Origin of the sequence: Flavonifractor sp. AGMB03687 (assembly GCF_017811815.1) — a bacterium.
Taxonomy (GTDB): Bacteria; Bacillota; Clostridia; order Oscillospirales; family Oscillospiraceae; genus Flavonifractor.
On sequence record NZ_JADKZI010000003.1, the window covers coordinates 403,023 to 429,863 of the forward strand.

Genomic DNA, 26,841 nt, shown 5'->3' on the forward strand with positions numbered 1-26,841 from the left:
CCTAGCTTAATCGCGCTGAGAGTGAATGTTCATGGAGTGGTTGACCTTGCCGATGATGAGCAGGACCACGACCATGGAAACCGCAGCAATGACCAGGTTGAGCACCATGTTCTGGAGGAATGCCGCCAGAATGTAGTTGGCGAAGCAAACCACACCCACGGTGATGGCATAGGGCAGCTGGGTAGCCACATGGTTCAGGTGGTAGCACTGAGCGCCGGAGGAGGCCATGATGGTGGTGTCGGAGATGGGAGAGCAGTGGTCGCCCATAACCGCGCCGCCCAGGGTGGCCGCGATGGCGATCATCAGCATCTGGTTGCCGTTGATCAGGTCAGCGGTCAGGTCGGCCGCCGCCACGCCGCCGGAGAACACCGGGATGACGATGGGCAGCAGGATGGTGAAGGTACCCCAGGAGGTACCGGTGGCGAAGCCCAGGAACGCGGCGATGACAAACACCACGGCGGGCAGGAAGTTGTGCAGGCTCTCACCGAAGCCGGACACGATACCGGCCACGAATTCGGGGGCGCCCAGGGTCTTGGTCACGTCGCCGATGGTCCAGGCCAGGCACAGGATCAGGATGGCGGGCACCATCTGCTTGAAGCCCTCAGGCAGGCAGTCCATCAGTTCGGTGAACTTCATGGCGCGGCGCACGGTGAAGAAGATCATGGTGAAGATCAGAGCCACCAGAGAGCCCAGAGGCAGCGCGTCAAAAGCGGAGGTGTTGGCGAAAGCGGTGATGAGGTCGGTACCGCCGTTCTGATAGCCCACCAGCACCATGGCGCCCACGCAGCAGGCAACCAGGACGATGACAGGGATCACCAGATCGATGACCTTGCCGTTGGGATTGAACTTCATCTCCTCCACACCGGCGAAGGGCCGCTCAGGAGTGGTGTACAGATCGCCCTTGGCAGCGTTGTCCTCATGCTTCTTCATGGGACCGTAGTCGATGTTCAGGCAGGTCATCACGATGATGAAGACCAGAGTCAGGATGGCGTAGTAGTTGTACGGAATGGCCTTCAGGAAGATCTGGAAGCCCAGCTCGTCGTTGCCGATGATACCGGTGACGGCCGCGGCCCAGGAGGACACGGGCATCATGATACAAACGGGAGCGGCGGTAGCGTCGCACATGTAGGACAGCTTGGCGCGGGAGATGTGATGGCCGTCGGTGACAGGACGCATCACGTTACCGGTGGTCAGGTTGTTGAAGTAGTCGTCCACGCCCAGCACGATGGCCAGGATGAAGGTGGACCACAGAGCACCGGACTTGGTCTTGATATGGGACACAGCCCAGTCGCCATAGGCCTTGGAGCCGCCGGCACGGATCATCAGAGCCACCATGGTGCCCAGGATGACCAGGAACATCAGGATGCCCATGTTACCGCCGGCGTTGCTGGTCAGCCGGGACACGAAGTCCTGGAACGCACCAATCACATTGCCGTTGGTGTTCAGCATGCAGCCGACCAGGATGCCAAGGAACAGAGACGAATACACTTCTTTGGTAATCAGTGCAAGAATGATTGCCACGACGGGCGGGAGCAGTGAGAATGCGGTACCCCAGAGCTTGCTGGAGTGCTCCACATCTCCTTCGGCAAAAGCTACCGTTGCCAGCAGGCAAGCCAGCGTAAACAGAACCAAAAGGATCTTGCCAAAACGTTTGCTGCGCGGTGAATTCATATTAGCCCTCCTATTGAGATGGTGAATCCTAAAGCTCCCCAACCCAAGGACTCGAGAGGTATCATACAAAATTGCCGTTATCTTTACAACGTTTTTTTGCTATTTTGCATATTTTTGTAGGGTCGCACAGAAAAATTGTTAATTTTTTAGCAAAATATCCGATTCATTTTGTCAATTTTTTCAATAATTTGATTTTTTCTGGGCTTTTGTCACGTCTAACCACTTTGCACATAAAAAGGCCGCCGCTCGGAAGAGCGGCGGCCTTCTTTCCATTCTGTTGTTCAGGTGGATGATGTGAAATCACATCAATCAGTCACGCTGAGAGTGGACGTTCATGGAGTGGTTGACCTTGCCGATGATGATCAGAACCACGACCATGGAAACGATGGCGATGGGCAGGCAGATCACAGGATTCTGCAGGTAAGCGGTGATGATGTAGTTGACGAACGCCACGACCGCGACAGTCAGAGCGTAGGGCAGCTGAGTGGCCACATGGTTCAGGTGGTAGCACTGGGCACCGGAAGAAGCCATGATGGTGGTGTCGGAGATGGGGGAGCAGTGGTCGCCCATGACCGCGCCGCCCAGGGTAGCAGCGATGGAGATCATCAGCAGGTTGTTGTTCAGGTCGCCCACGGTCAGGTCAACAGCAGGAGTGCCGCCGGAGAAGACGGGGATGACGATGGGCAGCAGGATGGAGAAGGTGCCCCAGGAAGTACCGGTGGCGAAGCCCAGGAAAGCGGCGATGATGAACACCACGGCGGGCAGCAGAGCGTACAGGCTGCCGCTCAGGCCCTCAACGATGCCGGCCACGAACTCGGGGGCGCCCAGGCCCTTGGTCACGTCGCCGATGGTCCAGGCCAGGCAGAGGATCAGGATGGCGGGAACCATCTGCTTGAAGCCCTCAGGCAGGCAGTCCATCAGTTCGGTGAACTTCATGGAACGACGGATCATGAAGTAGATCATGTTGACGATCAGAGCGATCAGAGAGCCGAAGGGCAGAGCGTCGAACGCGGAGGTGTTGGCGAAGGCGGTGATCAGGTTGGTGCCGCCGTTCTGATAGCCGACATAGATCATGGCGGACACGCAGCCGATGATCAGGATGATAACGGGGATGACCAGGTCGATGACCTTGCCGTCGGGGTTGAACTTCATCTCCTGGGCGTCAGCGAAGGGACGCTCGGGAGTGGTGTAGATGTCACCCTTGGCGGCGTTGTCCTCATGCTTCTTCATGGGACCGTAGTCGATGTTCAGGCAGGTCATCACGATGATGAAGACCAGGGTCAGGATGGCGTAGTAGTTGAAGGGAATGGCCCGCAGGAAGATCTGGAAGCCGACCTCCTCATTGCCGATAACGCCGGTAACGGCGGCGGCCCAGGAGGACACGGGCATCATGATACAAACAGGAGCGGCGGTGGCGTCGCACATGTAGGACAGCTTGGCACGGGAAATGTGGTGGCCGTCGGTGACGGGACGCATCACGTTACCGGTGGTCAGGTTGTTGAAGTAGTCGTCCACGCCCAGCACCAGAGCCAGGATGAAGGTGGACCACAGAGCGCCGGACTTGGTCTTGATGTGGGACACAGCCCAGTCGCCGTAGGCCTTGGAGCCGCCGGCCCGGATCATCAGAGCCACCATGGTGCCCAGGATGACCAGGAACATCAGAATACCCATGTTGCCGCCGGCGTTGGAGCACAGGTGGCTGACAAAGTACTGGAACGCGTCCAGAGGATTGCCGTTCACCTGCAGGAAACAGCCGACCAGGATGCCGAGGAACAGAGACGAATATACTTCTTTGGTGATCAGGGCCAAACCGATAGCTACCACAGGAGGCAGCAGGGACGCGATGGTCCCGTATACGGCGCTGGTGGAGCCGTCGCCTTCAGCGAAGGCCACCGTCATCAGGACACATGCAAGAGCAAAGACAACCAGCAGAATTCTTCCAAACCGTTGCATTCGTGGTGAGTTCATAATAACCCTCCCTTATAATTTCGAACCCTATAAGCCTCCCCAACCCAAGGATTCGTACTTAATAATACACCATCATTCACAATTTGGCAATACTTTTTCGGCAAATTTAACAGAGGGATCGACATAGCAATACCCTAAATTTACATATCAAGCAAGAATCCTTCGATTTGCAAAGCTTTTTGAACTCTTTCAAAGGTTTCCTCATCGGTGCAGCGGATGGTATGGAGATGGATTCCGCCGGTCAGATCGGACAGCGGACGGGCACTGTCCGCCCGCACCCTGCGGAGGAACTCCTGTACATCATATCGGGACCGCACCCCCAATATGCCTGTGAGCTGACCGTAAACCGGATGCTCCACGATCACGTCGGCGGCCTCCCCGCCGGCGTCCACAATGGCGTTGAGCTCGGCCTCCATCTCCTCCGGCCGGTGGACGCAGGCCACCCGGTGCTCCACGCCGGCGGACCGGTGGCCCAGCACATACCCTCTGGGGGTGGCCAGAATCTCCTCCCCCGCCGCCCGCAGCAGGGCCACGTCTCCCACAATGATCTGCCGGCTGACGGAAAACTGCTTGGCCAGGGCGGTGGCGCTCACCGGTCCCCCCGCCTCCTCCAGCACCTGTTTCACCGCCTGCCGGCGGGCCTGTGCGGCTGATGTCTCCATATCGTGCGGCCTCCTTCCGTTTTTCCTCAGTATAGCAGGTTCTTCCGGTGCTGTAAATCGCCGTTAGACCCCCGTCTTAGCTTGCTATCCCGTGGTGAATGTGCTAGAATGTACCCGACTGGTTTCCACACCCGGTCCAAGCGCGGCTCATGCCGCGTTCGTTCGGCGGGACTCACCGCCGTTCTCTAAATACGAAAATGGAGGTTCCAAATTCAACATGCGTAAATTTACCACCCGCGATCTCACCCTGGCCGCCATGGTGGCGGCCGTCTACTTTGTCCTGTGCTATTTCGGAAACATTTTTCAGCTTACCTTCGGACCGGTTCAGGTCCGTCTGGGAGAGGCCCTCACCGTGCTGCCCTTCCTGTTCCCGGCCACCGCGCCGGGTCTGGCTCTGGGCTGCCTGCTGACCAACATTCTCTCCCCCTACGGCCCCATCGACATGGTGGTGGGCACCCTGGCCACCGCCATCGCCGCCTGGCTCTCCGCCAAGATGCCCCGCTGGTATCTGGCCGCCCTGCCCCCCATCCTCATGAACGCCCTGCTGCTGCCCCCCATGTGGGCCTGGGCGGAGGCGGGCGCCATCAACGGCGCATTCTGGGCCGCTTATACGTTCAATATGTGGACCTTCGTGGTGGGTGAGGCTCTGGCCTGCTATGTGCTGGGCACCGTCCTGCTGATGGCTCTGCCCAAGGTCCGTTATCTGCGTACCATGATTCCGGAGCGCCGCCTGGCCCGTCGCTGAGGCGCCGCCCCCAGTTTTTATCACAAATAAGGAGGGTTCCCCATGAAAGTCCGCAAGGCCGTCATCCCCGCCGCTGGTCTGGGGACAAGGATGCTCCCCGCTACCAAGACCGTCCCCAAGGAAATGCTTCCCATGGTGGACAAGCCGGTGATTCAGTATATCATCGAGGAGGCGGTGGCCTCCGGCATCGAGGACATCCTGATCGTCACCAACCGGGCCAAGTCCGCTATGGACGACTACTTCGACTACTATCCCGAGCTGGAGACCCGTCTGCTCCAGGCCGGGAAGGAGCGGGAGCTGGTGGAGGTCCGCCGGGCCGCCGATCTGGCCAATATCTTCTATGTGCGCCAGAAGGAGACCAAGGGCCTGGGCCACGCCATCTACCGGGCCAAGCGCTTCGTGGGGGATGAGCCCTTCGCGGTGCTGCTGGGCGATGACATCATGCGGGCGGAAAAGCCGGTGACCCTCCAGCTCATTGAGGCGGCCGAGAAGTACGGTGCCTCCGCCGTGGGCGTGCAGAAGGTGTCCACCGAGGCCATCTCCCGCTACTCCTCCGTCAAGATCTCCCCCCTGGAGAACCGGATCTTTGACGTGTCCGACATGAACGAGAAGCCCACCCCTCAGGCCATGTTCTCCAACTACGCCATTCTGGGCCGCTATGTGCTGACCCCCCAGATTTTTGACATTCTGGAGAACGTGAAGCCGGGCTATGGCGGTGAGATCCAGCTCACCGACGGCCTGCGGGAGCTGTGCCGCATAAGCCGGATGGTGGCGGTGGACTTTGAGGGCCGCCGGTACGACACCGGCAACCTGTGCGGCTTCCTGGAGGCCACCATCGACTTCGCTCTGGAAAATAAGGCTACCGCCTCCTGGCTGAAGCACTTCATCAAGGAAAAGGCGGAGACCCTGCGGTAAGGTGTGGATATACCGCAACGGTAGAAAAGAAAAGGGAGACGCTGCTGTGCAGCGTCTCCCTTTTTCTTATTTTTCCAGCAGGTCCCCCTGGTCCGGGTGGCTCTCAAACCATTTCACGGCGTAGGAGCAGGTGGCCACAGCCTTCATGCCCCGGCCGCGGATCTGGTCCACAGCCCCCTGCACCAGCTGGCCCGCCACGCCCTGGCCCCGGAGGGAACCGTCCACAAAGGTGTGGTCGATGTTGGCCACGCCGGGCCGCTCCTCCGGGAAGGTGATCTCGGCAATCAGCTTCCCCTCTTCATTCTCGGCCCACAGCCGGCCGGGCTTGCTCTGAAATTCCATAAGGCAGCCTCCTGTCATTTGATTTTAGTTTGGTTGAACCAATGGCGAGGGCGGGTGCGAATCGAACACACCAGGACGGGAACGCCGTCCCCAACGGTTTTGAAGACCGCGGGGCTCACCAGATACCCTTCCGCCCCCATATGGCGGGGAGTTACAGAAACCTCCGCCCCTCCCCGATTTTTTGGGTGATCCGTACCCGGTCCCAGTACTCCAGCAGCAGCAGGGCGTACTTCCGGGAAACCCCCAGCACATCCCTGGCCTGGGCCAGCGTAAAGAGGCCGGTACCGAATCGCTTTTTCAACTCCGCCTTGGCCGTCTCGCAGCTCTCCCCCCAGGCCCGCACCTTGGGAGACAGCGGGGTGAGCACCCCCCGGTCCGCCAGGGCACGGCCCACCCGGCGGCAGGCCGCCTCCTTGCCGGGAAAGGCTTTTTCCACTTCCTCGTTGTTGGGAGGCTCCAGCCCCGCTTCCCGGTAAAGCTCGCATAGCGCCCGCTCCAGCCCGGGGTCTATCCCCAGCAGAGGCGGAGCCGGCGGGGGCTCCTTAGGGGCTTTTTCCTCACGGGGCGGCTCCTTCCCCGCCGCCAAATCAGCCAGCCGGGTGAGCCGGACTTGGTCATACCGGCCTTTTGCTGGGGGCTCCGGGTCCAGCACCCGGCCCCCTCCCACGGTGACCACCGGCGAAAAGAAGCGCACCACAAACCGGTCCCCAGCTCGTACCGCCAGAGGGGCATCCAGCCGCAGCTGGGCAAAGCCCGCCTCCCCTGGCTCCAGCTTGTCCCGGCCCAGCAGGATACACCGGCACATCATGGCCCGCCCTCCGTGGTGAAGGTGGAGGACGGAATTATTTTTGATCGTGTAAGGGGACTGGGCCAGCACCCGCAATTCCACATCCAGCCGCCCGGTGAGGGTCAGACTGTCCGCCGGGGCCAGGGTATCCCCCTTGGACACCTCCGCCCGGCCAACCCCCGCCAGGTTTACCGCCGCCCGGCTGCCGGGTGGCAGCTCTTCCGCAGAGGCCCCGTGGCACTGCAGCCCCCGCACCCGGGCCAGCCGTTCCCCCGGCCACAGGCGCACTGTGTCCCCACGGCGAAGGGGCCCACCGGTGAGGGTGCCGGTGACCACGGTGCCGCTGCCCGCCACCGAAAAGACACGGTCCACATGGAGACGGTAGTCTCCCCCGCTCTCTGGGTCAGGCGTCTCTTCCACCAGCTTTGCCAGCGCCTGCTTTAAATCGTCCAGCCCCTCCCCCGTCACCACCGAGGTGGGAATGATGGGAGCGTTCTCCAGAAAGGTGCCCTTTACCAGGGTCCTTACCTGTTCCTCCACCCCCGGCTTGCAGCCCAGGTCGGACCGGGTGAGAGCGATGACGCCCCCTTTCAGGCCCAGCAGGGACAGGATGGCCAGGTGCTCCCTGGTCTGGGGCATGGGCCCCTGGTCGGCGGCCACCGCCAGCAGCACCAGGTCCATACCGGCGCAGCCGGAGAGCATGGTGGGCACAAACTTCTCATGGCCGGGCACATCTACGATGCTGATGGTCCGCCCGCCCGGCAGGGTCAGAGGGGCGAAGCCCAACTCAATGGTGAGCCCCCGGCGGCGCTCCTCCTCCAGCCGGTCGGTGTCCACGCCGGTGAGGGCCTTCACCAGGGCGGTCTTGCCGTGGTCTACGTGGCCTGCGGTGCCCAGAATCATGGCTGTGCTCCTTTCCAGGCGGCCAGGGCCTCCCGGATGGTGGCATCCTCCCCGGGCAGCAGGGTACGCACGTCCAGCAGCAGCTTTCCCCTATGGATGTGTCCCAGGATGGGAGTGGACCAGCCCCGCAGAAAAGCTTCCAGCGCTTCCGCCGGCTCCAGGGCCACCGCCCAGGAGGGCAGTTCCTCCCCCGGCAGGGTACCGCCCCCCGCCTCACCGGCGGTCTCCACCGCCTCACAGGGGCAAAGGGGAGCCAGCAGGGCCGCCAGTCCCTCCGCCTTTTGCCGCAGCTCCTTCTGGCTCATCTCCAGCATGGCCAGAGTGGGGACAGCCTCCCCGTCCCGCCAGTCCAGCAGAGTGGCCTCCAGAGCCGCCAGGGACAGCTTATCCAGCCGCAGGGCTCGGGCCAGGGGGTCGGTCTTGAGTCGCCGGATGATCTCTCCCTTGCCCACCAGGATGCCCGCCTGAGGACCGCCTAACAGCTTGTCCCCGGAGAAGCACACCACGTCGGCGGCCGCTCCCCACTTCTGTACCGTGGGGTAATCCTGCGGCCAGGGGCCGGGTCCCAGGGCTCCGCTGCCCAGGTCGCACAGCAGGGGCACGCCGTACCGGGCGGCCAGGGCGGCCAGCTCCTCCACCCCTACCTCCTGGGTGAAGCCCACCACCTTGAAGTTGCTGGGGTGGACCTTCAGCAGGGCCTGGGCCTGGCCGCTCTCCAATACCCTCTCATAGTCGGACAGGCGGGTCTTGTTGGTGGCCCCTACCTCCACCAGCCGGGCGCCGCTGCGGGCCATCACGTCAGGTACCCGGAAGGAGCCGCCGATCTCCACCAGCTCTCCTCGGGAGATGGCCACCCCCATACCGGGGGTGAGGACGCTGAGCATGAGAAAAACCGCCGCGGCGTTGTTGTTCACCGCAAAGGCCTCCTCCGCTCCGGTGAGCTCCTTCAGCAGCTCCTCCACCCGAGCGGTGCGGCTGCCCCGCTTTCCGGTGGACAGGTCGTACTCCAGGTTGGAGTAGCCCGCCGCTGCCTGGGCCACCGCCTCCGCCGCCCGGCGGCTCATGGGGGCCCGGCCCAGATTGGTGTGGAGGACCACGCCGGTGGCGTTGACCACCCGCTTCAGGCCCGGGCGGGCCAGCGCTTCCGCCGCCTGCCGGGCCTGCTCCGCCAGGGCGGTCAGGGAGGGGATTTCCACGTGCTCCCCCGCTCGCAGGGCATGGCGCAGACGGTCCAGCACCTGGTTGGCGCCAGCCTTCCGCAGGGCGTAGGGCAGGCCGCTGTCTGCCAGGGCCGGACAGGCCAGCAGGGCGTCCATCCGGGGCAGGGTCGACAGGGTGGAATCCGCCATGACGTCACCTCCAAACAAGACATTTGTTTGCAGTATACCACAGTTTTCCTCCCTTAGGCATATAAACTTTTTGGTTTTCAGAAAAGGGGGCAAAAATACTCCCAAGACAAGGAAACATTCTAATTGACATGTCACTTACCCTGCGGTTATCATGCTGTTAGAAGGATTAAAGAGGGAAGCATAGAATTGGAAGGAGTGTTACCAAATGCGTGTATTTGAAACCAGCGTGCAGGAGCTGAAGCACGAGGTGCTGCGTTCCGTGGCCCGGCTGGCTTGGAACGACGACCTGCAGGCCGGCATTCTGGACATCCCGGAGGAGCTCATCCCCGGTCCCGAGGCCAAAATGCGCTGTTGTATTTATAAGGAGCGGGCCATCATTTCCCAGCGCGTGAAGGTGGCCATGGGCGGCGACAAGACCAACCCCAACCTGGTTGAGGTGCTGGACATCGCCTGCGACGAGTGCCCCGTCACCGAGATCACCGTGGGCCCCTCCTGCCGCGGCTGTATCGCCACCCGCTGCATCCACACCTGTCCCAAGGACGCCATTTCCATCGTGGATCACCGGGCCCAGATCGACCACAAGAAGTGCATCACCTGCGGCAAGTGTATCAACGCCTGCCCCTACGGTGCCATTGAAAAGAAGACCCGTCCCTGTGAGCGTGGCTGCAAGGCAGGCGCCATCTCCATGGGCGAGGACAAGAAGGCCTTTATCGATCCCGCCAAGTGCACCTCCTGCGGTGCTTGTATCTACCAGTGCCCCTTCGGCGCCATCATGGACAAGTCCTTTATCGTGGACGCCATCCAGATGCTCCAGGGCGCTGAGAAGTGGGGCTTCAACGTCTATGCCGCCGTGGCCCCCTCCATCGCCGGTCAGTTCGCCCCCGCCGATCTGGGCCAGGTGGTTACCGGCCTGAAGATGCTGGGCTTCCACGATGTGATCGAGGTGGCTCTGGGCGCCGACATGACCGCCAAGGTGGAGGCCGGCGAGCTGGAGGAGAAGGGTATGCTGGCTTCCTCCTGCTGCCCCGCTTTCGTGGACTACGTGGAGAAGAACTTCCCCGAGCAGGCTCACCTGATCTCTGAGACCCCCTCTCCCATGATCATGGCCGCCCGGCACATCAAGCGGAAGGACCCCTCCGCCAAGGTCATCTTTATCGGGCCCTGCGTGGCTAAGAAGATGGAGGTCAAGCTGGGCAAGACCATGCGGGCCGTGGATATCGCCCTCACCTTTGAGGAGCTGTACGCCATGTTCGACGCCAAGGGCATCGACGTATCCACCCTGGAGTACACCGAGCTGGATCAGGCCAGCGGCTTTGGCCGTTCCTTCGCCCACAGCGGCGGCGTCTCCGCTGCCGTGGCCCAGGCTCTGAAGGAGCGGGGCAGCAAGTTCCAGGCCAAGCCCATGCCCTGCAGCGGCTTTGAGGCCTGCAAGCTGGCCTTCCTGAAGGCCGCTAAAGGCGTCGGCGACTTCAACTTCATCGAGGGCATGGCCTGCGAGGGCGGCTGCGTTCAGGGCCCCGCCCAGCTCATCCGCTCCCCCAAGAACCAGGGCGACGTGGACCGCCACGCCAAGCAGGCGGAGGGCCGCACCATCGAGGGCGCCATCTCCGACGCGGAGAAGGCCAACTCCGACGACAACTAATCTTCAAACATGCTCCGGCGGACCCACCTGCGGGTGGGTCCGCCGGAGTTTTTTTGCGTCTGTTTCCAAATGAAACCATGGCCCTGCCTGCATAGGCAAAAGAAACCTGCGGATACTAGAAGGCGTAACTACAACCGCAGGAGGAGAAGCGACATGAAAGCGACTGGTATCGTGCGCCGGATCGACGATCTGGGGCGCATCGTGATCCCCAAGGAGATCCGCCGGACCATGCGGATCCGGGAGGGCGACCCCCTGGAGATCTACACTGACAAGGACGGCGGCGTTATCTTTAAAAAATACTCCCTGATGGGCGGTCTGGGGGACTTTGCAGGCCAGATGTGCGAGACGCTGAACAAGACCACCGGCGAGATCGCCGTCATCACCGACCGGGACAGCTGCATCGCAGCGGCAGGCGCCGGCCGGCGGGAGCTGACCGACAAGCAGATCTCCGCCGCCCTGGAGCAGATCATGGAGGGCCGCCAGATTTATCAACACAAGGAGGGCTCCGCCCCTGTCCCCGTCTGCGAGGGCAACGACGCCTATCTGGTATCCTGCGCCGCCCCCATCCTGTCTGAGGGCGACGTGCTGGGCTGCGTCCTCTTTGTGGGCACCGAGGGCAACCTCCAGGGCAGCGAAACCCAGTACAAGCTGGCCCAGACCATCGCCGGCTTCCTGGGCCGTCACATGGAATCCTGACCCTTGTACCCCACCGCCTTCTTTGCTATACTCAGGGCAAAGGAGGCGGTTTTTGTGCGTCTGTTTTTCGGGATTGAACTGCCCGCCCACTGGCGGCAGACCCTGGCCGGTGAGGCCGCCGCGCTGAAAGCGGCCGGGGTGCGGGGCACCTTCACCCGGCCGGACAATTATCACCTGACCCTGGTCTTTCTGGGAGAGACCCGGCAGGTAGAGGAGGCCGCCCATGCCCTCCGCCGGGTGGAGGGCGCTCCCTTCCCCCTCCGCTCCGCCGCCCCCGGCTGTTTCTCCAAAAAGGGCGGGGATATCTGGTGGCTGGGGGTGGAGCCCTCCCCCGGCCTGCTGGCCGTCCAGCGGTCCCTGGAGGGGCAGCTGAGGGCCGCCGGCTTCTCCCCGGAGGAGCGGCCCTACCGGCCCCACATCACCCTGGCCCGGCGGGTGCGCTCCCCCTCCGGCCTGGAGCCACTCACCGTCCCCGACCGCTTCCCGCCTCTGGAGTGCACGGTCCGGCAGCTTACCCTCTTCTCCTCGGAGCGGGTGGACGGAGTGCTGCGCTACGTTCCCCTGTACCGCACCCGGCTTTGACTATGTACGGGCGGCGGTGCCGCCCGCTTCAGGCACAGAACCGGTGGTTGCCGATCTGGAGGATCAGGGGTCGGCTCCAGATCCAGCTGCTGGTGGCCGTGTTGGGGTTGAAGTAGTAGATGGCACCGCAGCTGGGGTCCGCCCCGTTGAGGGCCTCCCGGGCCGCCCGTCGGGCGGATTCGGCCACCGGCTCGTTGAACTGCCCGTCCACCATGCAGGTAAAGGCCCCCGGCTGGTACACCACCCCGGCGATGGTGTTGGGGAAGGAGGGGTGCTCCACCCGGTTGAGGATCACCGCCCCCACCGCCACCTGGCCGCTGTAGGGCTCCCCCCGGGCCTCCGCCGAGATCACCCGGGCCAGCAGCTCCACCTCGGTATTCTGGCTGGAGCTGCTCCCCTCCGACATGCCCAGGGCCCGCAGGGTGGCGGGGCCCACGATGCCGTCAGGGGTCAGGCCGTTTTTCCGCTGAAAATACTTTACCGCCTGGGTGGTCTGACTGCCGAACACGCCGTCCACCGTACCGTCGTAGTAGCCCCAGTTTTTCAGCTTGGTCTGGATGATGCGCACCTGCTCTCCGCTGGAGCCCTGCCGGTAGGTGGCCGCCTGGGCCTGCTGGGCGAAGGCGATGAGGGAAATGTTGACCGCGAACACCAGGGCCAGCGCCGCGATGAGCCTGCGTCTGTTCATAGCTACCCCTCCAATCTGACTGAAGGTAGTGTACGAGGGCGGGCTGCCGGTTATGTGCGCCAATCCCTTCCTGAGAAGCATAGGCTCCGCTGTTTTTGGCAATACTGGTACAAAACAGGAAAGGATGTGGGCAGGTGGTACAGGGCGTATCCCGGCAGGTCATTGTGGTCAAATCTCCCGACCCCCGTTTTTTTGAACAGGCCATTTTTATCGTGAAGGAGGACGCCTTCGGCAAAGGGGCCTCCGCCGAGGCGGTGCTGAAGGAGGCCAGCCGGGCGGCTGAGGGCTACCTCCGCCGGTCCTCCGGCTGGCGGCGGGTGTGCCGCAAGATCCCAGCCCCGGCCTACGCCGCCGGGGGCGCGCTGGCCGCTACCCTGTGCTGGGTGGCCGCCCTGATGTTATAACCGGGCAGGCGCACAAGGCGCCTGCTTTTTTTTCGGCGGGAAGTGTGGTAAAATAACCTCCATAGTACGGCACACAGGTTCTGTGCCGCCCCCGGGAGGATGGAATGAAAAAGCTGCTTTTTGTGTGTCATGGGAATATTTGCAGAAGCCCCATGGCTGAGTTTGTGATGAAGGATCTGGTGAAGAAGGCGGGGCTGGAGGACCAGTTTATCATCGCCTCCGCCGCCACCAGCGCCGAGGAGATCGGCAATCCGGTCTATCCCCCTGCCCGGCGGAAGCTGGCCGAGCACGGCATCAGCTGTTCCGGCCACGCCGCCCGTCAGCTGACGGCGGCGGATTATGATCGGTGGGACCTGTTCCTGGGCATGGACAGCGCCAACCTACGCAACATGCGCCGGCTCTTCAACGGCGACCCGGAGGGCAAGGTCAAGGCCCTGCTGTCCTACATCGGGGAGGGCCGGGATATCTCCGACCCCTGGTACTCCGGCGACTTTGAGGCCACCTGGCAAGACGTATATGCTGGGTGCTCCGCCCTGCTGGCCGCCCTGACTCAGGAGAAGCTGCCCAAGCTGGTGGTGGTGCTGGGCACCACCGCCTGCGGCAAGAGCGGCCTGGGCGTGGAGCTGGCCAAGCGCTTTGGCGGCGAGATCGTGTCCGCCGACTCCCGGCAGGTGTACACCGGCCTGGACCTGGGCACCGGCAAGGTGACCGAGGAGGAGATGGACGGCGTGCCCCACCACATGCTGGACGTGGTGGCCCCCAACCAGCCCTACTCGGTGGCCGACTTCCAGGTGGGGGCCTATGCCGCCATCGACGACATCCTGGCCCGGGGGAAGGTGCCCTTCCTGGTGGGGGGCTCCGGACTGTATGTCCGGGCGGTGACCGAGGGCTTCGCCTTCACCGACGCCACCCCCGACCCCGCCCTGCGGGCCGAGCTGGAGAGCAAGACCGCCGCGGAGCTGTACGCCATCCTGCGGGAAAAGACGGGGGTCACCCTGGCCAACGGCGAGGAGAACAACCACCAGCGGCTGGTGCGCTCGGTGGAGAAGGCCCTGGCCGACGGCTGGGAGGCTCCCCAGGCCCACCCCCGGTACCGCTGCCTGCTGCTGGGGGTGAACTTCCCCCGGGAGACCGTGTGCAAGCGCATTGACGACCGCCTCCAGGCCCGGATCGACGCGGGCATGATCGAAGAGGTGGCGGGCCTGCGTCAGGCCGGAGCCACCGATGAGTTCCTGGAGGGACTGGGACTGGAGTACCGCTACATCCTCCGCTACCTGAAGGGGGAGCTCCCCTCTCTGGACGCCCTGAAGGACGAGCTGGGCCGGGCCATCAAGCGCTTTGCCAAGCGCCAGGTCCAGTGGTTCAACCGGGACCGCGACGTGCTGTGGCTGGATATGGAAGGGGATTTCCTCACCCAGGCCACCCAGGCGGTGGAACAGTTCTTAAACGAGCCATAATAGCAAAAAAGCCGCTGCGGAAGCTTCCGCAGCGGCTTTTTCCTGTTTGGTTATCCCTCCGGCAGGGGCACCCGGCGGTGCTCCACCGGCCCCCAGGCAGGCAGGGGCAGTCCCTGCATGGCGCCGAATACCCGGCTCTTCAGGCCGGGGTACTGCTTGTCCAGGGTCTTGATGAGCTCCTTGACCTCCTGCCGCTTGGTGTTGCCGTCGGCGGGGCAGGGATTGAACACCACCGGCAGGTGGTTGCGCTCGGCGGCATTGCGGATGAGGCCCTCCCCGCAGTAGAGCATGGGGCGGATCTGGCTGATGCCCATCCGGTCCAGCCAGGTCACCGGCTGGAAGCAGGACAGACGTCCCTCATAGAACAGGGACAGGAAGAAGGTCTCCACCGCGTCGTCAAAGTGGTGACCCAGGGCGATCTTGCTGATGCCGTGCTCCTTGATGGCGTTGTGGAGGGCCCCACGGCGCATCTTGGCGCACATCGAGCAGGGGTTCTTCTCCTTGCGCAGGTCGAAAATGATGTGGTGGATCTCGGAGGGCAGCAGGGTGAAGGGCACGCCGATCTCCTCACAGTAGGCCGCCACCGGGGCAAAGTCCATCCCCTCTCCCCCGTCCACATGGCCCATGTCCAGGGTGTAGGCCTCCACGGTAAAGGGCTTGGGATAGAACTCCCGCAGGCGGGCCAGAGCGGTGAGCAGCACCAGAGAATCCTTGCCGCCGGACACCCCTACCGCCACCCGGTCTCCGGCCTGGATCATGTCGTAGTCCTCCACGCAGCGGCGGACATAGCTCAAAATCTTGTTCATAGGCACCTCAAAAAATTGAAAATCGAAATGGAGCATTCGCGAGTAAATGAGAGATATAAGGCGATTTCAAGAGCATTCACATTTTCCGTTTTAAAAAATCGGAAAATGGGTTGACACCAGATAACTACGGTATTATAATACAAAACGCTCCAATCGTAAAGATTGGGGCCTGTATTCTGTTTAGACATATTTTTTAAGATATCATCAAAATTGGAGGTTTCACCATGTCCACTTTTATGGCCAACAAGGGGAACATCGTCCGCAAGTGGTATATCCTCGATGCGGCTGGTAAGCCCCTGGGCAAGACTGCCGCTACCGCGGCCAACCTGCTGCGCGGCAAGCACAAGCCCGAGTATACTCCTCACGCTGACTGCGGCGACTTCGTCGTGGTCGTCAACGCCGAGAAGGCCGTTCTGACCGGCAAGAAGCTGGAGCAGAAGTACTACCGCACCCACTCCGGCTGGGTGGGCGGCCTGAAGGAGACCCCCTACCGCCTGCTGATGCAGCAGAAGCCCGAGCTGGCCATGCGTGTGGCCATCCGCGGCATGATGCCCCGCAACATCATCACCAAGGATTCTCTGTCCCGCCTGCACATCTACCGCGGCGCCGAGCATCCCCACAACGCCCAGAAGCCCGAAGCCTGGGCGGCCAACTAAGCAGGAGGTACAAAGGAATGTATAAGAGCAAGAAGCCTTATCTGTATGGCACCGGCCGCCGGAAGTCCTCCGTGGCCCGCGTGCATCTGTTCCCCAACGGCACTGGTGCTATCACCATCAACGGCCGTGATATCGACGACTACTTCGGCCTGGAGACCCTGAAGCTGATCGTGCGTCAGCCTCTGGCCACCACCGACACCCTGGGCAAGGTGGACATCGAGACCACCGTTACCGGCGGCGGCGTGACCGGCCAGGCCGGCGCCATCCGTCACGGCATCGCCCGTGCCCTGCTGCAGGTCAACCCCGAGTACCGCGCTGCCCTGAAGGCCGCCGGCTTCCTGACCCGCGATCCTCGTATGAAGGAGCGTAAGAAGTACGGCCTGAAAGCCGCGCGGCGTGCTCCCCAGTTCTCCAAGCGCTAAAATGTTTCAAATCTTCCCGGAAAACTTCGGTTTTCCGGGATTTTTTTATGTAATTGTTCTAAACTTGTTTTTTTCCATTCGCATTCCGTCGTTGCAACGTGGTACTATATATAGTTCATTAGACTAATTTTATACACAATATATAGGGTTATTGAGAGGTTACAAAACTTAATTTTCTCGTTTGAGGTTACAAAAGAGGTTACGAGCGCCCTCCCAAAATGGTGGTAAGCAGGCGGAGTTTCTTGGATAAGGATACAGCATTTTTGAATGTAGTAGAACAGCACGCATGGCAAGACTTCTGCCGCGCGTGCTGTTTTCTAATAGGATAGCTAGAGGGCATGCAAGATGGTCTCAACTACAAGGACGCTGCCAAGATTTATCAGGTTCAAGACGCTAAAGCATATTGACAAAAACATCTACATCATGTAGACTGAAATTACTCTACATGATGTAGACACTTATGGAGGGATGACATATGCCCACAATGGGAGCATTAGAATCTCGTTTTGCGGATTTGATTTGGAGCCATGAACCTATGGCCTCCAGGGATCTGATTAAAATGGCGGAGAAGGAATTAAACTGGAAGTCAACGACATCCTATACGGTCTTAAAACGATTGTGCGACCGAGGTATTTTTCAGCTGCAGGACAAAACGATTACTTCCCTGATCTCCCGAGAGGAGTTCTATGGGATGAAAAGCGAACAGTTTGTGGAGGAAACCTTTGACGGCTCCCTGCCTGCGTTTATTGCTGCCTTCGGCACCCGAAAGAAGTTATCCGAGGAAGAAATTGAGGAACTGAAGAAGCTGATCGACGGACTACGGAGGTGACAGGATGTTCTTCTATACATTTTTACCGGTATTGCTCAACATGAGTCTCACCGCAAGCGTGGTCATTGTATTTGTCTTACTCTTGCGGCTCCTCCTCAAAAAAGCACCGAAGGTCATCTCTTATGCACTCTGGGGCATCGTTCTTTTCCGGCTCCTCTGTCCAATCTCCATTGAATCCGGACTTTCGCTGTTTGGTCTGCTAGACACACCGGTAGTCACAAGCGGAACCCTGGCCAGCAGTATTGAGTATATCCCAAGCGACATTGTCCACATGGAATATCCTTCCGTAGTTCTCCCGGCACCTGGTATTGGAGAGGCCATCAGCGAAACGCTGCCCCAGGGCGAGGAACAACTGGCGGCAGATCCTTTGGAGGCGCCTACAGCGATTGCAACCTATATTTGGATGGCTGGTGTTGTGGCTATGGGGATCTATGCGGTGGTATCTTACCTGCGTTTACGCAGAAAACTGATTACTGCCTCTCTGGTGAGAGAGAATATCTATCTTGCAGACGAGATTACCTCGCCCTTTGTAATGGGCCTTATTCACCCCAAGATCTATCTTCCGTCCTCACTGGGAGAACGGGAACAGTCCTATGTTGTGATGCACGAACAGCATCACATCCAGCGGCTGGACCATATTGTGAAGGTGTTGGCGTTCATCGCCCTTTCGATCCATTGGTTTAATCCGCTGGTCTGGTTCGCATTTGTGATGGCAGGTAGGGATATGGAAATGAGCTGCGATGAAGCAGTTATCAGGAAAATGGGCGACGGCGTTCTGGCGGACTATGCCGCATCTCTGCTCAGCCTGTCCACCGGCAAGCATATCATTGCCGGAATGCCTCTGGCTTTTGGAGAGGGGGATACCAAGGGGCGCATCCGTAATCTGGCCAACTGGAAGAAGCCTGCTTTTTGGGTGGTTTTGGCCGGCGTCATCGCCTGCGCTATTCTGGCTATCTGCCTGTTGACCAACCCAGAGGGACCACGCAGTTTGCCCTTGACCGGACGCAATATTGCTGACCTTGATCCGCAAAAAATCGTAGATGAAATATCTGATTTGGAAAATCTCAATAACAGTTCTTCCACGCTTTGTACGAATGAGGAGATTGCCCACCGCCTGTACCTTACGGGTGATTTTGAGTGGCTTGACCACGAAACAATGCCCTTTTATTACACCAAGAATCAGAAGACATATATGGCGCAGTTTGTCGTCCTCGGTGGGAACTATTCTGTAACCGAAAGTTCTGAAGGCACAGAGCAAGATACCGTCTTTCTCTTTCAACACTATCTGGAGGCTTTGAAATATCTGCCGCAGGAGCAAATCAAGGAAATTGCTCCAGATGCCGACCAGTTTAATATCGCCTTCCTTGCGTCAGGCACTCCTTCATCTGATTATGAGCATGTTATCACCTATACCGATGCAGGAATAGGGAATGCTGACGGCTGGCTGATACATTTGAAGGTCCAACCGATGTACAAGACCGGTGATGATAGCTATATGGGACGACCAGGGGATGTCATTCATGTGTTTTACGGAAGATGTCCTACTGTGCAGGAATGGTTTGACCACACAGACAACCCCTCCGATGCGTACGAATATACGCCTCTGTATGCGGATCTGCCGGAATTTCCAAACGCCACATTTCGATATGCAGGCAATATCGGAGTCTCCGATGGCAATGCTTCCGGGCCGCGCGTTCTCATTACGGGAATGCCTATCTGGAACGCCTATTTCTGTGATCTCACAGGTGACAACCTCCCTGAAATCTGTGCGACCTTGAGCATCGGTTCTGGCATGATCGACAACCGAATTATCATCTACGACTACGCAAACGGAGTGAGTTATGAACTGGAAGACCGAGGCAATCACGACTACACGCTGTCCTTGCAAGATGGTAAGCTGATAGTCACCAAGTGCGTTTACGACAGCTCCACTGTAGTAGAGACCGGTTACCTGGCTTATCTGGATGATACTATCCAAATCATCCCCCGGACCACAGACGCAGCGAAGTCGCTTTCCGGCACCGCTGATGTGTCTGAAACTGGCGAGTAGTTTTTATGAGTCAAAAGCGCGGTACCGCCCACATTGGGTGGCACCGCGCTTTCTCATAGGATTCCTTGTTATCACGTCACCGGCTGATATACCGTACCGACAAAGAGCGGAAGACCATCATCACTGGTAATGGCAAAGAGGAAGGGGCGATCCAGCGTGAAGTCGATCTCCTCCTCCGGCGGCGCGCCTGCTCCATTCATGGGCATAACCGTATAAGCAGCAGCGGTCACGCCCTCCTCATCCACAGCAACCCGCACACCGTGTTTGGCCTGGCTGACATAGATGCCGGAAAGGTCCTGCGTCATGGGGGTAAAATCCGACTGATCGGGGTCAAACACATCCGTTACCCCCAGCGCCTGCAATCCCTCGCGCAGTTCCATCTGCGAGGAGATGTCAAACTTGGGAAGCGCCAGATGAATGGTCAGATATTGGCTGTTCTCCCATGTTTCCCCGGATAGCAGAAAATCTATGGCCTGCGGGTCCTGCAGGAGTTCCTCAACCGATACTCCTTCGTCCGGCAGTAGGAACCACATGGTACCACCGTCGTTTTCCAGCCGACGGGATACGGCACCGAATTGGTCGCCCCAATAGTAGTTGCCCATACTGGAACCATGCAGGAAGTCACAGGTCACATCGCCGGACAATGCGTGGAAGGTCTCCGGGGAGGTATTTTCTTCGGAAAATGTGCTGTCCCATTTTGCCTGATAGTAAATGGTCGTGGCCAGGGCCAGCACCGTGTCTGCATCCAGTGTGATGTCCTGCATCTGCTCCTTCAGCAGGCCGCCGGTTTGAGCGTTGATCCAATCCTGCAAAGCCTGATTGAAGCCATCTGATCCCATCTCCCCCTGAAATGCAGAGGCATAGTAGGTATCGGAGAGCTGCTGCATGGTCTCCGGCACAAAGGTGATGTCCTCATTGAGCCAGAGGGAGCTGGCCAGGATGGAGGTGGTGGCGCCGTCGTTGCGGTACTGCCCATTCCATACGGCACTGGCCTGGGTGCGCAGCTGTTCGATGCTGTCCACACCAAGGAGATCCAGAATCTGCTGGCGGCTGTTTCCATCCGTCAGTTCCGCCAGCATCCCAAGGGCCAGGTAGACATTCAGTGGAGAGTAGGCCCGGTTCTCCCCCTCGGCACCCGTGAGAAACTGCGGGATACTGGCCGCAAAAAACGGCTCCAGGCCATCGGCATATCCCTCCGGTTGATGCTGCGCCTGAACGGAAGCACGCCAATCCTCATATTGCTGTTCAAAATCGTCGCTCATTTCATTGGGGTAAGGGGCCATTTCCGGATAGACCGCCTCGCAGATGGCATAGGCACTGGTCACCATAGGACTGGAGCCGGGATGCAGGAAGATACCACCCACAATAACCAGCGCCAGTACAGCCGCTACAGTTCCCATCCACCAATGGTTCTTCCGACGGTATTTGTTGCGCTCACTGCGTTCCAGCAGTGCGTCATCTGCCGCTCCAATGGCACGATACAAATCTTCAGATTTCATGACAATATCCCTCCTTCATCAAATACTGTTTCAGTTCTTTTCGCGTCCTGCTCAATACCACCGACACATGGTTGCAGGTCATCCCATAGGCGGATGCGATCTCCTTCAAAGATTCCGAAAAGAAATATCGTCGCAGAAATACATCGCCCTCCCGTTCCGGCAGCGCTCGGAGAAATGCGCCAATGGAGCGCTCCAGCTCTTTGGCCAGGACAGCGTCCTCAACGGTGTCCTCTGCGCTGACGCACTCCGACAACTCCTCCAGCACAAGAGGGAGTTGCCCACCGCCTCGCTTTTGGGCAGAGCGGCTGCGCCAGCGGTCAAAGGAGATGCTGCGGGTCAGTTTGGCAAAAAACATCCGCAGTGCATCGGGGCGACTGGGGGGAATGGCATTCCATGCGTGCAGCCACGTATCGCTGACGCATTCTTCACAGTCTTCCGGATGATTCAGAATGCGGTACGCAATCGAAAAGCAGTATGCTCCATATTTTTCCTGAGAACAGGCGATGGCGGACTCACAGCGCTGCCAGTACTGTTCCACAATTTCCTGATCGCTCATACGCGTCCTTCCTCCTTTCGTTGGGGGTGCTCTCACCCTATAAGACGGAATTCTAGAAAGAATGTGACAGAAATTTTGAAAAATTATTTTAATTGGAGGTTACAGAACCCAATTTTCCCGTTTGAGGTTACAAGAGAGGTTACGAAGACACTCAGAAATTGGTATCAAATCAGCGAAGCCTCCCGAATAACGATACAGTAATTTCGAATGTGATTGAGCAAAGCGGCACGCGCGGCAGGTCTTCCGCCTCGCGTGTTATTTCCTAATACGGTGACCGCCTATCTAGACTTGGTAATTGCCCTGGGTGGCTTTTCAATCCGCTGGAGATACTTCTCAATATGAGCCTGCGAAAACTGTACCTTCCCTCCAGGGTATGGCTGGTAATAGCCAATCAATCTATTGGCTCGAAGCATATCCAGTTTCCGTACCGTAATTCCCAACATGGCAGCGGCCTGACTGCGCGAGTAGAGTTCCAAGAGAAACACCTCCTGACTGAGCATAAAATATCCCTTTATATAAATGGAGAAAAAGTAAACTGAACCTTGCCCTTTTCTTCGGCCTTTTCATTGTAATTCTGGTGCTCACCTATGCTTGGGCCCAAAATAAAAGACGCCTATGCTCAGCACAGGCGTCTTTGTCTTTTACAATAATGCTTGGGCAATTGGTCAGATCATCGGAATTGCCTCTGTACAAATTTTCTATTGCTCGGGTGTATTGGCATCCACGGAAAGAGTAAAGCTCTTCTTTCCGGCAAAGCGTTCACGCAGTAGCGCAACCTGCCGCTCCAGCTCCTCCACAATACACATGACCTCTTCTTCAGTATAGTCATACGACACCTTGGAAGCGCAGTTTCCCAACTTCTCAAAATCGTTGATCAGGACATCCATACGCCGCTCAACAATACGGATAAAGCGTTCATGTTTTTTCTCGTTCATCATCGTTTCCTCCGTCTTTTTCCTGCTTGCCATCAGGCTGCTCAGCCGCCGGAACTACAAAACCTTTTGATGCAAGGAATTTTCTGCACATAGCCTCAGCTGCCTGGATCAAATCTTCATCCCACGGAAAGTCCTTTTCGTCTTTTGCCAAGAGTATTCGAAGGCTATGATAAATTGCTGCCCTTATCACTTTCAGATGCTCAAGCCTGGCACAACCGGCATAGTCCAAAGCGTCCTCGTCCGAGTGGTCCTCGCGCAGTTCATTTGGGATAAATGGCCAGAACAGCCGCAGGGCATCGTTTACCTGATACTTACCATCGGAAAAATAGGCTCTCCAGTCATCGTTGTGATTTTCACCTTCGACAGACAGTTCAAAAAAAGTGTCGGGGAAGTCTTTGGAGAGCTGAATCATATCACTCTGGCAGCTATACCATGTATCGTCCTCATTCAGCCAAACCCCAGCCCCGTCTTCCATGCACTCACACATGATGTACGGAACATACTGTTTCAGTTCATCGCTGATTCTCTGATAGAGATCTTCCGTCATCGGTTTTGCCGTCAGCAAGAAGTTGCTTCTGTATCCCATATCACATTCCCTCCTCAGGGCATTCCAGGATAAACAGCGGGACAATATCCGAATCGAAATTGCCCTCTTTGGGATCAGCAATGCCGTAGAATTTCAGGACACGCTGCTGTGTCTCCTCATTCAAATCAGAAAAAAAGATTTTCAATTCTTCCATTGTTAAATTCCTCCACTCATACGGTAAGAAAGGGGGCTGCGTATGTCTCCATACACAGTCCCCTTTGCTTATAACCTTCCAAAAATCGAATCCGTGATCCGCCGGCGCTCAATAAAGGAGAGCAGCAGATCATCAATCCCTTTATAGTTCGAACTCCAGCGTTTTGGGATAACCTCGAATCCATTTTCGCATCCGACCTGGATCACTCGATCACGAGCTTTGCGAACATTTTCATTCACATGGAGATCCATATCGAAGGCAACTTTGATGGTATTGATCCCAAATCGCTTCAGTTCCTCAAGCATTCGCACATACTGATTGATATTTGAGACACCGGTTAACCCAACAAATGCACAGGGATGGCCCAGAACTGTGGAAAAGTATCGAGCAATGTCGGCCTTCATCACGCCCTCCGTCAGATAGACGGCATCTTCCTCACCGGTTACACCAGCAAAATGTGGACAACACGAAGCCGTCGCCCCATAATACTTGTCCACACTGGTCAGTGTGTTGAACTTGGAATGAGTATCCTTGTCCAACCTGATTTGGATACCGGAGTGACTTGCTGATTAGCAAGCACATCCGGTGTGGCCACACACCGGAAAAATGGGCGTTCCGGGCTGTCTGCCGGATCGCCATTTTTCTATTTTGGGAGTCTCCCAAACCCACCAAACGGAGAGGAAGAAACCCCATATGAAAATCATCAATATCCGTATTGATATTCATGCATTCTATAAAGTTTCTTTGCAAAGTTCCCGGCAAACAGGGTTTTGAAAAAGAAGCCCTCAAATCCCTTCAGCTCTGCTACAAGCTCCGACGGTGTCATGGAATGCTCCCGAACATAGCGGATCCCGCTTGTGCCAAGCGGTACCGCAGGATCGTCTATTCCATAGGTCTTTGTTACCCCAACTTCGTGAATGGGGTTTTTGAATCTGGTCAGATTTGCGCCAAGCCTCGTATACACATCCATCAGAAGACACAAAGAGGAAAACCGATCTTCCAGCCTCTCGAACAGACCTGCAAGCTCTTTGGGCGCGAGGTACATGCTAACGCCTTCCATCACAATCACTGCTGCTTCGTCGGCAGGAATTTGTGTCAGCCACATAGGATCTGCGGCGTTTCCGGAAAGCATACGGTAATGGGCTGTTTCAGCATAGAATTTTTTCCGTTCTGCGATTACCTCCGGAAAGTCCATATCATACCACATGGTATTAACTGGGCCGATGCGGCTGACCCGGCTGTCCAGCCCGCAGCCAATATGGATCACGATGGCATCTGAATTTTCGGAAAGCATATGCCTGACCCAGTCGTCAAATACCCTCGCCCGCATCGCCATAAAGTACGCAAGCCATTTGGATTTCGACTTTCTTCCCAGCGATACAGCGTTTTCATCCCATATTGTTTCGGCGGTCTTATCATTCAGGATAATCCCCATTTTACTGACCTTCGCCTTACCGTATAGAGGAATGTATAAAGTTTTGTTTATCTCATTCATTTCGTATCACAAGTCAATCCTTTCAAAATTTCGCATTGCCCGGTGTTTGGATAACACCGTCAATCCTGAAAACAGAAGGATCCCCAGTGCAAGGATGCCCAACTGCAACCCCATATGCGCAAAACCAAACGCGTTCAACGCAGCGAGCCCCGGGATGTGAAAGAGCGTTTCGCCCAGCCCCACGACCGCAAAGGCGGCAATAATAAATTTTACAAAGGGTTTGGCAAATTTGTAGGCAGTCTGAAAAAATCCGCCGACAAATATTGCGTTGAACAGCCCCAGGATCAGCAGTACAAAGGCGAGATAGACAAGATTTGCGTTCATCAGAACATTATTTCTGTAGACCGCAGCGTTGGACAGTAAAGTCATGCGGATCAGCGTCACGGCCCCAGTCAATGTAAAATAGCAAATCTCGATAAAACAGCAAAAGGCATATTTTGCCCGGACAACATCGTGCTTTGCGACCGGAAGGAGAGCCGTGTAGGTCAGATCGTTCGCCTCTCTCGCTGTCTGAAAGGACTGGAACAGCCCAAGGCAGACGAAAAAGGAACCGACCAGAATTGGGTATCCGGGAACGAACGCCATCAGGCCAAACCCGATGAAGAAGTAGGAAAGAGGCGATGCCGCCAGTTGTATCTCTTTTCTCAGCAGCTTGATCATGCCCTGACGCCCCTTTCCATGCGCAGAATGGCATCTTCCAGACTTTCGCCATCTTCGCAACAATTTTTAATGAAATCGTCCATAGAACAGTTAGCAACGGGCTTGCCATCCCGGATATACAGAATGTCATCGGCGCATTTCTCGATATCGGAGGTGATGTGTGTGGAAAACAGCACAGCCACGCCCCGTCTTTTGAGTTCCGCGAACAGATCCAGCAGCTCATCACGCGAAAACGGGTCAAGGCCGCTGGTTGGTTCATCCAAAATCAGCATCTCCGCTCTGTGAGACAGTGCAAGCAGGAGATTAAATTTTACCTTCATGCCCTCGGAAAGCTCCGATGGTGTTTTGTCCTCGTCCAAAGCAAAGAGCGAAAGGTATTCACGGTAAGCGCCATCATCCCATGCAGAGAAAAAAGTTTTCGTCACGGATACGATATTCCGTATCTTCTTCTTGGGATAGTAGTTGACAGCTCCTGTGGAATACCCAATCCTCTGCTTGATCTCTTCCTCATGCCCCCAAAAGGGCAAGCCAAAATAGCACACCTCGCCGCCGTCGGGGTGGATCAGCCCCAGCATGGATTTGATCGTTGTCGTTTTCCCGGCCCCGTTTCTGCCGATGAACCCGACGATTTGACCGGCGTTCAGCTGGAAGGACAGGTCGGTTAGGGTAAAGGACGGATATGTCTTTCGCAGATTTTTGATTTCGCACAATGGCATTTACTCGTCCTCCTGTTCCGTTTCAAATACCGCGGCGGCAAACTGAGAGAACATCGCTTTGGGAGGGATCGCAATCCCTCTTTTCACATCGCCCAAAAGCACCAGCGTGTCACCCGGCTGGATATCAAATAGTTCCCTTGCCTGTTTGGGAATGACGATCTGTCCTTTTTCGCCCACCGTTGCAGTCCATGCATATTTTCCCTTTGGCCTTCCCATCGCATTAACACCTCACATAGTATGATTTGTATAATAAATTATACTCCATATGCTTTGCGCTGTCAATAGGGTGAGCGTCCATAGAGACTCCAAGGATAGGAGCGACCGTTAAAATCGACATTTTTCTGACAGTAGTCCTGTCCATCCAATCCAAACGGAGGACCATTGCAAATTTGGGCAATAGTCTGGTCTTATCAAGATTGATAGGATTGATATTTAATTAGATTGTTATTTGATTCTTTGGTATTTCTTTATTTAGTATTTTATTGTGCGGGATTTTCCGTATACGGATTTCCCGTGTACGGGTTTTCCAGATGCGGATTATCCGTGTATGGATTTTCCCTGTGCGGATATTGCCATACGGAGACGGCAGAAAAATAATCCTTATGGCCTCTGAGAGCTGTTAGCAGAGGTATGAATACCGAGATATGGCAAGCCGTTCAAAAGCCG

General features: G+C 57.6%; 29 protein-coding genes, 1 tRNA gene and 1 pseudogene. 12 read left to right on the top strand and 19 right to left on the bottom strand.

Translation table 11 applies throughout. From position 1 onward, the window contains the following. Positions 1–6 precede the first annotated feature (6 nt). The 3 genes from J9789_RS08415 to J9789_RS08425 form a co-directional block, all read right to left on the bottom strand. Positions 7–1,671: a Na+/H+ antiporter NhaC family protein gene (locus tag J9789_RS08415; RefSeq protein ID WP_209344425.1), complete on the bottom strand. Its 1,665-nt coding sequence runs from the start codon at positions 1,669–1,671 to the stop codon at positions 7–9. Positions 1,672–1,980: 309 nt separating this feature from the next. Continuing rightward, on the bottom strand, positions 1,981–3,639 hold the full coding sequence (locus J9789_RS08420) for a Na+/H+ antiporter NhaC family protein (protein WP_209344427.1): 1,659 nt from the start codon (positions 3,637–3,639) through the stop codon (positions 1,981–1,983). A gap of 140 nt (positions 3,640–3,779) precedes the next feature. Beyond that, complete coding sequence (locus J9789_RS08425) at positions 3,780–4,301, bottom strand: transcription repressor NadR (RefSeq protein WP_209344429.1); 522 nt, start codon at positions 4,299–4,301, stop codon at positions 3,780–3,782. 217 nt (positions 4,302–4,518) lie between these two features. Between J9789_RS08425 and J9789_RS08430 the strand changes: the two genes are divergently transcribed. Both J9789_RS08430 and galU read left to right on the top strand, forming a co-directional pair. Next, positions 4,519–5,046, top strand: a complete 528-nt coding sequence (locus J9789_RS08430; RefSeq protein WP_209344430.1) for a QueT transporter family protein — start codon at positions 4,519–4,521, stop codon at positions 5,044–5,046. A gap of 42 nt (positions 5,047–5,088) precedes the next feature. Beyond that, a complete protein-coding gene (gene galU / locus J9789_RS08435) occupies positions 5,089–5,961 on the top strand; it encodes a UTP--glucose-1-phosphate uridylyltransferase GalU (RefSeq protein ID WP_209344432.1) in 873 nt (290 codons plus the stop codon). Between the two features lie 66 nt (positions 5,962–6,027). Here the strand turns inward: galU and J9789_RS08440 are convergent, their stop codons facing one another. From J9789_RS08440 to selA, 4 genes are all read right to left on the bottom strand, one after another. After that, positions 6,028–6,303 (bottom strand): GNAT family N-acetyltransferase, encoded by a 276-nt coding sequence (locus J9789_RS08440; RefSeq protein WP_209344433.1) that lies wholly within the window; start codon positions 6,301–6,303, stop codon positions 6,028–6,030. A 42-nt stretch (positions 6,304–6,345) separates the two neighbouring features. Further along, a tRNA-Sec gene (locus tag J9789_RS08445) sits at positions 6,346–6,441 on the bottom strand. Between the two features lie 13 nt (positions 6,442–6,454). Continuing rightward, positions 6,455–7,993: a selenocysteine-specific translation elongation factor gene (gene selB, locus J9789_RS08450; RefSeq protein ID WP_209344436.1), complete on the bottom strand. Its 1,539-nt coding sequence runs from the start codon at positions 7,991–7,993 to the stop codon at positions 6,455–6,457. After that, a complete protein-coding gene (selA, locus tag J9789_RS08455; protein WP_209344438.1) occupies positions 7,990–9,342 on the bottom strand; it encodes an L-seryl-tRNA(Sec) selenium transferase in 1,353 nt (450 codons plus the stop codon). Before selA ends, selB begins: the two co-directional genes overlap by 4 nt. Positions 9,343–9,547: 205 nt before the next feature. Between selA and J9789_RS08460 the strand changes: the two genes are divergently transcribed. The 3 genes from J9789_RS08460 to thpR all read left to right on the top strand — a co-directional run bounded on the left by J9789_RS08460 (position 9,548) and on the right by thpR (position 12,262). Beyond that, the gene (locus J9789_RS08460; protein ID WP_209344440.1) at positions 9,548–10,984 is read left to right on the top strand and encodes a 4Fe-4S dicluster domain-containing protein; all 1,437 of its coding nucleotides are present in this window, start codon (positions 9,548–9,550) and stop codon (positions 10,982–10,984) included. A 153-nt stretch (positions 10,985–11,137) separates the two neighbouring features. After that, positions 11,138–11,680 carry a stage V sporulation T C-terminal domain-containing protein gene (locus J9789_RS08465; protein WP_209344442.1) on the top strand — a complete coding sequence of 181 codons (543 nt, stop codon included), beginning with the start codon at positions 11,138–11,140 and terminating at the stop codon, positions 11,678–11,680. Positions 11,681–11,734: 54 nt separating this feature from the next. Continuing rightward, positions 11,735–12,262, top strand: a complete 528-nt coding sequence (gene thpR / locus J9789_RS08470; RefSeq protein ID WP_209344444.1) for an RNA 2',3'-cyclic phosphodiesterase — start codon at positions 11,735–11,737, stop codon at positions 12,260–12,262. A 28-nt stretch (positions 12,263–12,290) separates the two neighbouring features. Here thpR and sleB read toward each other — a convergent pair whose 3' ends face one another. Next, positions 12,291–12,950: a spore cortex-lytic enzyme gene (gene sleB, locus J9789_RS08475; protein WP_209344445.1), complete on the bottom strand. Its 660-nt coding sequence runs from the start codon at positions 12,948–12,950 to the stop codon at positions 12,291–12,293. A gap of 134 nt (positions 12,951–13,084) precedes the next feature. Between sleB and J9789_RS08480 the strand changes: the two genes are divergently transcribed. The 3 genes and pseudogenes from J9789_RS08480 (at position 13,085) to miaA (ending at position 14,811) form a co-directional block, all read left to right on the top strand. Next, the gene (locus tag J9789_RS08480) at positions 13,085–13,354 is read left to right on the top strand and encodes a translation initiation factor 2 (protein WP_209344446.1); all 270 of its coding nucleotides are present in this window, start codon (positions 13,085–13,087) and stop codon (positions 13,352–13,354) included. 104 nt (positions 13,355–13,458) lie between these two features. Then, positions 13,459–13,893: pseudogene (locus J9789_RS08485) on the top strand (low molecular weight protein-tyrosine-phosphatase); the annotation flags it as partial. Between the two features lie 6 nt (positions 13,894–13,899). Beyond that, positions 13,900–14,811 (top strand): tRNA (adenosine(37)-N6)-dimethylallyltransferase MiaA, encoded by a 912-nt coding sequence (miaA, locus tag J9789_RS08490; protein WP_348633664.1) that lies wholly within the window; start codon positions 13,900–13,902, stop codon positions 14,809–14,811. A gap of 50 nt (positions 14,812–14,861) precedes the next feature. Here the strand turns inward: miaA and J9789_RS08495 are convergent, their stop codons facing one another. Next, positions 14,862–15,617, bottom strand: coding sequence for an ATP-binding protein (locus J9789_RS08495; protein ID WP_087340315.1), 756 nt, complete (start codon positions 15,615–15,617; stop codon positions 14,862–14,864). A 224-nt stretch (positions 15,618–15,841) separates the two neighbouring features. On the opposite strand from J9789_RS08495, the gene rplM reads away from it, so the two are divergent. The 4 genes from rplM to J9789_RS08515 all read left to right on the top strand — a co-directional run bounded on the left by rplM (position 15,842) and on the right by J9789_RS08515 (position 19,574). After that, positions 15,842–16,273 carry a 50S ribosomal protein L13 gene (gene rplM, locus J9789_RS08500; RefSeq protein WP_087188632.1) on the top strand — a complete coding sequence of 144 codons (432 nt, stop codon included), beginning with the start codon at positions 15,842–15,844 and terminating at the stop codon, positions 16,271–16,273. 17 nt (positions 16,274–16,290) lie between these two features. Next, positions 16,291–16,695 carry a 30S ribosomal protein S9 gene (gene rpsI / locus J9789_RS08505; RefSeq protein WP_087188633.1) on the top strand — a complete coding sequence of 135 codons (405 nt, stop codon included), beginning with the start codon at positions 16,291–16,293 and terminating at the stop codon, positions 16,693–16,695. Between the two features lie 475 nt (positions 16,696–17,170). Continuing rightward, on the top strand, positions 17,171–17,524 hold the full coding sequence (locus J9789_RS08510) for a BlaI/MecI/CopY family transcriptional regulator (RefSeq protein ID WP_209344447.1): 354 nt from the start codon (positions 17,171–17,173) through the stop codon (positions 17,522–17,524). A 4-nt stretch (positions 17,525–17,528) separates the two neighbouring features. After that, entirely contained in the window at positions 17,529–19,574 is a 2,046-nt protein-coding gene (locus J9789_RS08515; protein WP_209344448.1) for a M56 family metallopeptidase, read from the top strand. A 71-nt stretch (positions 19,575–19,645) separates the two neighbouring features. On the opposite strand, the gene J9789_RS08520 is transcribed toward J9789_RS08515, so the two are convergent. From J9789_RS08520 to J9789_RS08565, 10 genes are all read right to left on the bottom strand, one after another. Next, positions 19,646–21,073: a serpin family protein gene (locus J9789_RS08520; RefSeq protein ID WP_209344449.1), complete on the bottom strand. Its 1,428-nt coding sequence runs from the start codon at positions 21,071–21,073 to the stop codon at positions 19,646–19,648. Continuing rightward, positions 21,063–21,629 (bottom strand): sigma-70 family RNA polymerase sigma factor, encoded by a 567-nt coding sequence (locus J9789_RS08525; RefSeq protein ID WP_209344450.1) that lies wholly within the window; start codon positions 21,627–21,629, stop codon positions 21,063–21,065. The genes J9789_RS08520 and J9789_RS08525 overlap by 11 nt, the downstream gene beginning before the upstream one ends. A gap of 698 nt (positions 21,630–22,327) precedes the next feature. Further along, the gene (locus J9789_RS08530; protein ID WP_209344451.1) at positions 22,328–22,567 is read right to left on the bottom strand and encodes a hypothetical protein; all 240 of its coding nucleotides are present in this window, start codon (positions 22,565–22,567) and stop codon (positions 22,328–22,330) included. After that, positions 22,545–23,150, bottom strand: coding sequence for a hypothetical protein (locus tag J9789_RS08535; RefSeq protein ID WP_208318781.1), 606 nt, complete (start codon positions 23,148–23,150; stop codon positions 22,545–22,547). Before J9789_RS08535 ends, J9789_RS08530 begins: the two co-directional genes overlap by 23 nt. Before the next feature lies 1 nt (position 23,151). Further along, the gene (locus J9789_RS08540; RefSeq protein WP_156113767.1) at positions 23,152–23,304 is read right to left on the bottom strand and encodes a hypothetical protein; all 153 of its coding nucleotides are present in this window, start codon (positions 23,302–23,304) and stop codon (positions 23,152–23,154) included. A 68-nt stretch (positions 23,305–23,372) separates the two neighbouring features. Continuing rightward, entirely contained in the window at positions 23,373–23,843 is a 471-nt protein-coding gene (locus J9789_RS08545; RefSeq protein ID WP_209344452.1) for a DUF3854 domain-containing protein, read from the bottom strand. A gap of 164 nt (positions 23,844–24,007) precedes the next feature. Next, on the bottom strand, positions 24,008–24,739 hold the full coding sequence (locus tag J9789_RS08550; protein WP_245185153.1) for a class I SAM-dependent methyltransferase: 732 nt from the start codon (positions 24,737–24,739) through the stop codon (positions 24,008–24,010). A 66-nt stretch (positions 24,740–24,805) separates the two neighbouring features. Further along, positions 24,806–25,459, bottom strand: a complete 654-nt coding sequence (locus J9789_RS08555; protein WP_209344454.1) for an ABC-2 transporter permease — start codon at positions 25,457–25,459, stop codon at positions 24,806–24,808. Further along, positions 25,456–26,175: an ABC transporter ATP-binding protein gene (locus J9789_RS08560; RefSeq protein ID WP_209344455.1), complete on the bottom strand. Its 720-nt coding sequence runs from the start codon at positions 26,173–26,175 to the stop codon at positions 25,456–25,458. The genes J9789_RS08555 and J9789_RS08560 overlap by 4 nt, the downstream gene beginning before the upstream one ends. Continuing rightward, a complete protein-coding gene (locus tag J9789_RS08565; RefSeq protein WP_209344456.1) occupies positions 26,176–26,391 on the bottom strand; it encodes an AbrB/MazE/SpoVT family DNA-binding domain-containing protein in 216 nt (71 codons plus the stop codon). Positions 26,392–26,841: the final 450 nt, after the last annotated feature.

Coding starts and splice junctions, on each gene's coding strand:
- J9789_RS08415 (WP_209344425.1), bottom strand. CDS start 1,671: ATGAATTCACCGCGCAGCAAACGTTTTGGCAAGATCCTTTTGGTTCTG.
- J9789_RS08420 (WP_209344427.1), bottom strand. CDS start 3,639: ATGAACTCACCACGAATGCAACGGTTTGGAAGAATTCTGCTGGTTGTC.
- J9789_RS08425 (WP_209344429.1), bottom strand. CDS start 4,301: ATGGAGACATCAGCCGCACAGGCCCGCCGGCAGGCGGTGAAACAGGTG.
- J9789_RS08430 (WP_209344430.1), top strand. CDS start 4,519: ATGCGTAAATTTACCACCCGCGATCTCACCCTGGCCGCCATGGTGGCG.
- galU (WP_209344432.1), top strand. CDS start 5,089: ATGAAAGTCCGCAAGGCCGTCATCCCCGCCGCTGGTCTGGGGACAAGG.
- J9789_RS08440 (WP_209344433.1), bottom strand. CDS start 6,303: ATGGAATTTCAGAGCAAGCCCGGCCGGCTGTGGGCCGAGAATGAAGAG.
- selB (WP_209344436.1), bottom strand. CDS start 7,993: ATGATTCTGGGCACCGCAGGCCACGTAGACCACGGCAAGACCGCCCTG.
- selA (WP_209344438.1), bottom strand. CDS start 9,342: ATGGCGGATTCCACCCTGTCGACCCTGCCCCGGATGGACGCCCTGCTG.
- J9789_RS08460 (WP_209344440.1), top strand. CDS start 9,548: ATGCGTGTATTTGAAACCAGCGTGCAGGAGCTGAAGCACGAGGTGCTG.
- J9789_RS08465 (WP_209344442.1), top strand. CDS start 11,138: ATGAAAGCGACTGGTATCGTGCGCCGGATCGACGATCTGGGGCGCATC.
- sleB (WP_209344445.1), bottom strand. CDS start 12,950: ATGAACAGACGCAGGCTCATCGCGGCGCTGGCCCTGGTGTTCGCGGTC.
- J9789_RS08495 (WP_087340315.1), bottom strand. CDS start 15,617: ATGAACAAGATTTTGAGCTATGTCCGCCGCTGCGTGGAGGACTACGAC.
- rplM (WP_087188632.1), top strand. CDS start 15,842: ATGTCCACTTTTATGGCCAACAAGGGGAACATCGTCCGCAAGTGGTAT.
- rpsI (WP_087188633.1), top strand. CDS start 16,291: ATGTATAAGAGCAAGAAGCCTTATCTGTATGGCACCGGCCGCCGGAAG.
- J9789_RS08510 (WP_209344447.1), top strand. CDS start 17,171: ATGCCCACAATGGGAGCATTAGAATCTCGTTTTGCGGATTTGATTTGG.
- J9789_RS08515 (WP_209344448.1), top strand. CDS start 17,529: ATGTTCTTCTATACATTTTTACCGGTATTGCTCAACATGAGTCTCACC.
- J9789_RS08520 (WP_209344449.1), bottom strand. CDS start 21,073: ATGAAATCTGAAGATTTGTATCGTGCCATTGGAGCGGCAGATGACGCA.
- J9789_RS08525 (WP_209344450.1), bottom strand. CDS start 21,629: ATGAGCGATCAGGAAATTGTGGAACAGTACTGGCAGCGCTGTGAGTCC.
- J9789_RS08530 (WP_209344451.1), bottom strand. CDS start 22,567: ATGATGAACGAGAAAAAACATGAACGCTTTATCCGTATTGTTGAGCGG.
- J9789_RS08535 (WP_208318781.1), bottom strand. CDS start 23,150: ATGGGATACAGAAGCAACTTCTTGCTGACGGCAAAACCGATGACGGAA.
- J9789_RS08540 (WP_156113767.1), bottom strand. CDS start 23,304: ATGGAAGAATTGAAAATCTTTTTTTCTGATTTGAATGAGGAGACACAG.
- J9789_RS08550 (WP_245185153.1), bottom strand. CDS start 24,739: ATGGGGATTATCCTGAATGATAAGACCGCCGAAACAATATGGGATGAA.
- J9789_RS08555 (WP_209344454.1), bottom strand. CDS start 25,459: ATGATCAAGCTGCTGAGAAAAGAGATACAACTGGCGGCATCGCCTCTT.
- J9789_RS08560 (WP_209344455.1), bottom strand. CDS start 26,175: ATGCCATTGTGCGAAATCAAAAATCTGCGAAAGACATATCCGTCCTTT.
- J9789_RS08565 (WP_209344456.1), bottom strand. CDS start 26,391: ATGGGAAGGCCAAAGGGAAAATATGCATGGACTGCAACGGTGGGCGAA.